The sequence below is a fragment of the Euryarchaeota archaeon genome, from assembly GCA_016207515.1.
Lineage (GTDB): Archaea > Thermoplasmatota > SW-10-69-26 > JACQPN01 > JACQPN01 > JACQPN01.
Genome location: JACQPN010000008.1, coordinates 59,274 through 65,433, shown reverse-complemented (window position 1 = coordinate 65,433; position 6,160 = coordinate 59,274). Strand labels below are relative to the sequence as shown.

The window sequence follows — 6,160 nt, the reverse complement described above, 5'->3', positions numbered from 1 at the left end:
TGGCCCAACTCAACCTCCATCCGGACGCGTTTCACGGCGACTGGAACTACACGATCACGCCACGCGGACACCATCGGAAATAGAGCGATAATTTTCTAACGAGCCCTAACCACGAACGCCCGGCTAGATTGAAACCAAGCCAACGTTGTTTCCTCGGCCCGCAGCGGCCCCGTTATGCCCAATTGCGAGACCCATTTGGTCCTCGGCTCCCGCTTCTGCATAAGGAATGGGCGAGAATCATGAGAAAGGGCATATCCGTAGGCATGGGCACACGTTCCGCATACGACCGCACGACGACCTCCCTCCAGGACGACATCTGCCAGCTTCTGGCACACGAGGAGGCGGAACCTCCGAGACTTCGTGGGCGTACACCTTTGCACCGGTGCGCCTCGCGAGCCCTGCGACGTCGGTGACATGATCGTAGTGACGGTGGGTCACGAGGATCGCGATGATGTCGAATCCGCGCTCGGTCGCAATCTGTTCGACGGGGCCCGCGTCAAACGACGGGTCGACGACGGCCGCTTTCCCGGAAGGTTCGTCCACGACCAGGTACGTGTAGTTCGACATGTGGCCGGTCGTGCGCTGGAAGACGCGAGGCATGGTGGTCCTGATGCAGCGCGTCCTCATCATCCTGTTTGGAGCGACGGCGACGGGGAAAGGGACAAATAACATCATGAACATAGGCATAGGCATGAGCACAGGTGATGCATTTGTCCGCACGACCATCTCGTTGCGGGAGGACCTCTATCAGATGCTCCGCCGCGAGGAGGGTGGGATTTCGGAAGCGATCAATCGGATCCTGGCGCGGGAGTTCAAGCGCGATCACTCGATGTTCGGCGCCATCGGGAAAATGGACAAGAAGGATCTGCGCGACCACAGGGACAGGGTGTAGCGCCTGTTCGTCGACACGTTTGCATGGATCGAGTACTTCGAAGGGAGCGCCAAGGGCAGGCGCGTGAAGCAAATCATGGATGCCGAACCGATCATCTACACCTGCCCCGTGGTGCTGGCTGAGATCAGGTCCAAGGTGGGCCGGGAGAAGGGGGAAAAGCAGGCTTCGGCGTGCCTCGCCTTCATGCTCGAACAGGCCGCAGTGGTCGAGCACACGGTCGAGATCGGCATCGACGCCGGAAAAATCCACGCCGAGATGAAGACCGGCCGGGACGGATTCGGCATGGCCGACGCGTTCGTTCTTGCCTCTGCACGATCGAGGAACACGAAGGTGCTCACCGGAGACCCGCATTTCGAAGGCCTTGACGACGCCTTGCTCCTGTGATGGCGCCGGCGAATAGCGGGTAGGTCGGTGACTTGGGATCCACGAGCGCCGACCACGTGTTGCGTCGGCCCCTTGCCGCGTGTCGATGGCTTACGCGGGCCGAATCGGTCTCATTGACCCGATGACGCTGCTTGCCCTGGGACGGGTGGCCGAAGCTTTCAGTTGCGCCTGGATTCGAGGGTTATCATCCAGGGTCGCGCAAGTTTGCGCCCCGGCCAGTCGGCCACCCCTCGTCCAACAAAGCTTATAAACGAACGTGACTGGATTTCATGTTGGAGCAGGGTCAGGATGAACAAGGCCGCCGTCAAGACATTCGCCATCGCCATCGCAGTCGCGCTCCCCGCTTTCGCGGGGTGCATCGCCCAGACCGACCCAAGCACGAACGCGTTGGCCGAGGACATCAAGGCCGCCGCGGGCTCGACCGTCTACGATCCCACGAACGGCATCTATGATCGCTCCCAATCGTGGAGTCAGACGCTCGTCAAGGGTATCTACGAGCGCTTGCCGGCGAAGATACAACTCGTCTCCAGTTTCGACAAGACGGACATGAGCGTCGGCGTTTTCCGGCCGAATATCCCGGGCTGCCCGACGGACGATTCCGCGGTCTATCCGGAAGAGTGCAAGACACCCGTCATCATCGATTCCGGCCCCTATTATTCCCCGACGACCGTGGGCGTCGAGAGCACACGCCCGCCAATCGCGATCTGGTTCGTTCCACACGGTTACACGGTGGTCCAGATGGCGATCCGAGGCACGGGCGGCTCAGGCGGATGCATGGAGCTCATGTCGATGAACGAGCAGAAGGACGTTGACGCGGTCGTCACGTACTTCGGGACCCGAGCGTGGTCGACGGGCAAGGTCGCGATGATGGGCCGCTCCTACGACGGCACGACGCCCTTCATGGCGGCAGCGCTTGGCAATCCTTACCTCAAGACCATCGTCCCGATCTCGGGGGTCGCCGACCTTCCCGAGTTGATGTTCAGGAACGGGACGAGCGAATTCCGCGGTCCCATCATGCATAACGTCGTCTATTGGGAGACCTACGGGCTCGAGGCGGAGCCGCAGGAATCGAAATCGAGCCAGTTGTGCAACGAGGTCGTCCTGGGCACGGAGACCGGCACCTACACGGCGCTCACCGGTGACCAATCTGTCGCAGGGATGAACGATTATTGGGAGGTCAGGAAGTTCCGGGAACGCACGTTGGAGAGCTACAAGGGCTCCCTGTACATCGTCCACGGGATGCAGGATTGGAACGTGAACCCGAGTCTCGTCATCCCATGGTTCAACGAACTCCAGGACAAGGGACTGAAGGTCAAGGGCTGGTTCGGCCAGTGGGCCCACGCATATCCTGACCGCCCCGACGAGCACATCAACGCGCGTTGGGACTGGGCGCAAACGCTACTCAACTGGTTCGACAGCGAACTGAAGGGTAAGACCGTCGGCACGGGCCCCATCGTCGAGGTGGAAGACCACCGTGGCATCTGGCACAGCGACGTCTCCTATCCGCCCCGGGACCGCGTTGATTGGACGCTTCAACTCTCAAACGACGGCAAGATGGTCGAATCGGGAGCGACCGCCGGCATGGCACCGCTTTTTGACCCAGGGTCGGTCACGGGCGGCACCGGGACCATCACGCTCGAATCGCCGCGCACGCAAAGCTACACGCGCGTCTCGGGGCTGCCGCAACTTCACGTCAGCGTCACGCCGACGACGCCGACCACTACGAACCTTTACGCCCAACTCTACGACGTCTACCCGGACAACCGGCTCGCCTGGATGGGACACGCCGTGATGAACCTCCGGTACTATGAGGGCGGGAACGTCGACAAGGACATCGTGCCGGGTCAAACGGTCATCGCGCGGATGGAGTTCGAACCGATGGAGATAGCGCTTCCCGCAGGTCACGCCGTGAGGCTCGTCATCCAGCACGAAACGCCGGACTCGGTCACGAAGTACGGTGGCCTCGGTGGAAACCAGGGTGATGCGTTGCCCCACCCCGAAGGCGGGCCCGTGGTGATCAACTTCGGCCCTGAATCAGTGCTGCGTCTACCCATCGTGCACAGGGCATGAGAAGGGACGCGAAAGACCGCCCGACGCCGTCGTCTTGAGAAGCGCTGATGCCTCGACCTGGCCGGATCTTGGCACTTGACGCGGTCACGGGCGCGTGGCGGGGCGCTCGCCTTAACTATCCGGTTGTTTTTCATCCCGCGTGAAACCCGGCGACGTGGTGGAGCTCAAGGCAGGCACCCACGGCATCAAAGCACCGGAGAACTACGGGATCTACCTCGACCGCGTGAAACGCAAGAGCGATTTCTTCATCCTCCTTTACACGGTGAAGGGCAGGATAGAGGTCAAACGCGAGCACGTCGGCAAGGTCGTGATGCGGACGCCATTGCCGGAAAAGGTCACCGACGAGGACCTTCGTAAGCGACTACCGGCCCTTCTCAAGGACGCAAGTACAGCCTCGAAATCCGCTAGCAGCCTGAAACTCACGGACGGCGAGTTGGAGGAGTCGCGTCTGTGGAACACGGTGGTCGACAAACTTGAGGCCGGGTCGCCGGAAGAGATCGCCGAAGCCGCCTTCGGGCCCGTCGGCAGGCAGCAAACACCGCTCGAGGCGGTGAAGAACATGCTCGAATCGTGCCGCCAACCGGGGATCGGCCATTTTGAGAGGGTCGCGACGGCAGAGAACAAGTGGCGCCCGATAACCCGGGACGAGGCGAACCGGTTCCACGAGCACAAGCGACGGCTCCAGGCCTTGAAGAACGTCCTCGTCAAGACCGAAGACGTGGAGGAGGAGGGGCGGGTGAGGACCGTCTACAAGGGCGTCCCGGTCGCCGAGGCGAAGCTCACCGAGACGCAACACGAAGACCTTGCCTTCGTGGGAAAGGCGATGGAGTCGTTCATCCTTAACGATCGCTTCACGGGAGAAATCGGGCTCGGAGGGACGCGTCTTCACACCTTGGCCGGGTTCTCGCTTTTCGACCTCTTGAAGTGGCTGGCGCTCGATTGGACGGGCGCGCGGCGGATCACGACGTCCAGCGCGATGGTCGAACTCCTCGTAGGCGCCGGACTTCGCTCCGTCGAGGAGACGATGGCCCTCGTCGCCAAACGGAAGGTGCTTCTTGCGGGGGATTTCGAGTGGGAGATGGACCCGCGCGTCTCGAAAGCAGCGGAAGGCCTGGCCCGCCTCGTCACCGACGACGAGATCAAGCGTCGACGGGATTTTCGGGCCCTTGAGACCTACACGATAGACCCGGCGGACGCGAAGGATTTCGACGACGCGATATCGTTCGTTCCCCACGCCGACGGCGGCGCCACGATCCACATCCACATCGCCGACGTCTCGTTCTTCGTCCACAAGGGGACCCTCATCGACAGGAGCGCCGAAAGGAAGGCGACGAGCCTATACCTGCCCACCGGCGTCCTTCCGATGCTTCCGGCCCGTCTCTCGGAGGACCTCTGCTCGCTGCGGGCCGGGACGCCCAAGATGGCCCTCACGGCGTCATTGACCTTCGACAACGACGCTAACCTCGTCGGGGAGGCGTTTTCGGAGTCCGTCATCGCGGTCACCAAGAACCTCCACTACGGCTTTGTCGATGAGGCGGTCGCCGTCGGTCGCGAACCATTCGCCTCCATGGAGGCCTTCGGTCGCAGGATCCGCTCGAAAGGAAGCGGGTTGGCCCTCGACACCGGAGAACGCAAGATATCGTTCGTCGGCGACGAGGTGCGTAACCACATCAAACGGGCGACGCCCGCGACGCAGATGATCGAGACTTTCATGGTGGCGGCAAACGAAGCGGTCGCGCGAAGGCTCGACGCCGAACGCGTCCCCGCGATGTTCCGTTGCCATCCCTTGCCCGAAGCGGAACAGGCCCGCAGGTTCAACGGCCAGACGAAGGCCATGGGCGTGTCCATCGAGATAGTGCTTCCCAAGCGACCCGGGGAAGACGAGAAGCAGGCGGCGTCCGGTGAGGACGCGCTCCTCGAACGACTCCTCTCAGGCGGCAAGTTGGCGCTCGGGGCGAGCGGCACCACCCAGGACGACTTGAAGCCCGAAGACCCGCCGACGGCCGCCGCGAGGCCGATCCTCCACGCTCTTTCTTCCCTCGGACCCGAAGAGCGCGCGGCGTGGCTAGGCCCGTTTCGGGCTGCTCTGGAGACCGTGGAGGGCGTGCGGGACGTCGCCCTAAAGGAGCTCGTGTACCTCAAACTCCTAGGCTGCATGGGGCGCGCATTCTACACGCCGGACAACATCGGCCACTTCGGCCTCGGGTCCGGCCTGTACTGCCACTTCACGAGCCCCATCAGGAGGTACCCGGACCTCGTCGTCCATCGCCAACTCCGATGGCTTCTCCAGGGGCGCCCCGGGGGTTCGCCTCCCCACGACCACGATGAGATCGCGATGCAAAGCGCTCAATGCACGAAGCAGGGGGCGGCCGCCGATGGATTGGAGCGCTCCGTCGTCGATTCGGCTTTGACGTTCAAGGCGCGTGAAGTCGCGGCCGGTACGACCGTCGAGGCCGTGGTCAACGGGGTCACGAAGGGCGGCGTGTTCCTTTCCCTCCCGGACGGCGTCGAGGCCCGCATTTCCGCCTCGGACATCCCAGGTGGCCCGTGGTCGGTCGACGAGTTCGACGCCGTGCTCTTCACGGGGTCGATCGAACGCCTAGAACTCGTGGCCGAAGTCTCGGCCAAGAATTGGCGAGAACTCGTCGATGAAAAGACCGGGGAAGCGATACGCGTGAGATTGCGACTCGGCGACAAGGTGAAGGTCGTCCTCGCGGAGCGAGACTACGTCGAGGGCAGGATCGCCGCGAAACTGGCGGCCTAGGCCTCGCCCGCGTTTTTGCCCGCTTGCGACGGGCGGCATGGTCGGGGGAG

At 62.7% G+C, this 6,160-nt stretch carries 5 protein-coding genes; 4 read left to right on the top strand and 1 reads right to left on the bottom strand.

Annotated elements, in window-relative coordinates; genetic code table 11:
- Window positions 1–237: 237 nt before the first annotated feature.
- Window positions 238–600 (bottom strand): MBL fold metallo-hydrolase, encoded by a 363-nt coding sequence (locus HY556_03815; GenBank protein ID MBI4392913.1) that lies wholly within the window; start codon window positions 598–600, stop codon window positions 238–240.
- On the opposite strand from HY556_03815, the gene HY556_03810 reads away from it, so the two are divergent.
- The 4 genes from HY556_03810 to HY556_03795 all read left to right on the top strand — a co-directional run bounded on the left by HY556_03810 (window position 599) and on the right by HY556_03795 (window position 6,110).
- A complete protein-coding gene (locus HY556_03810) occupies window positions 599–892 on the top strand; it encodes a hypothetical protein (GenBank protein ID MBI4392912.1) in 294 nt (97 codons plus the stop codon). The two genes, HY556_03815 and HY556_03810, sit on opposite strands and share 2 nt — an antisense overlap.
- 3 nt (window positions 893–895) lie before the next feature.
- Window positions 896–1,276 (top strand): PIN domain-containing protein, encoded by a 381-nt coding sequence (locus HY556_03805; GenBank protein MBI4392911.1) that lies wholly within the window; start codon window positions 896–898, stop codon window positions 1,274–1,276.
- Window positions 1,277–1,564: 288 nt separating this feature from the next.
- Window positions 1,565–3,346, top strand: coding sequence for a CocE/NonD family hydrolase (locus HY556_03800; GenBank protein ID MBI4392910.1), 1,782 nt, complete (start codon window positions 1,565–1,567; stop codon window positions 3,344–3,346).
- 139 nt (window positions 3,347–3,485) lie between these two features.
- Window positions 3,486–6,110 (top strand): VacB/RNase II family 3'-5' exoribonuclease, encoded by a 2,625-nt coding sequence (locus tag HY556_03795; protein MBI4392909.1) that lies wholly within the window; start codon window positions 3,486–3,488, stop codon window positions 6,108–6,110.
- Window positions 6,111–6,160 lie beyond the last annotated feature (50 nt).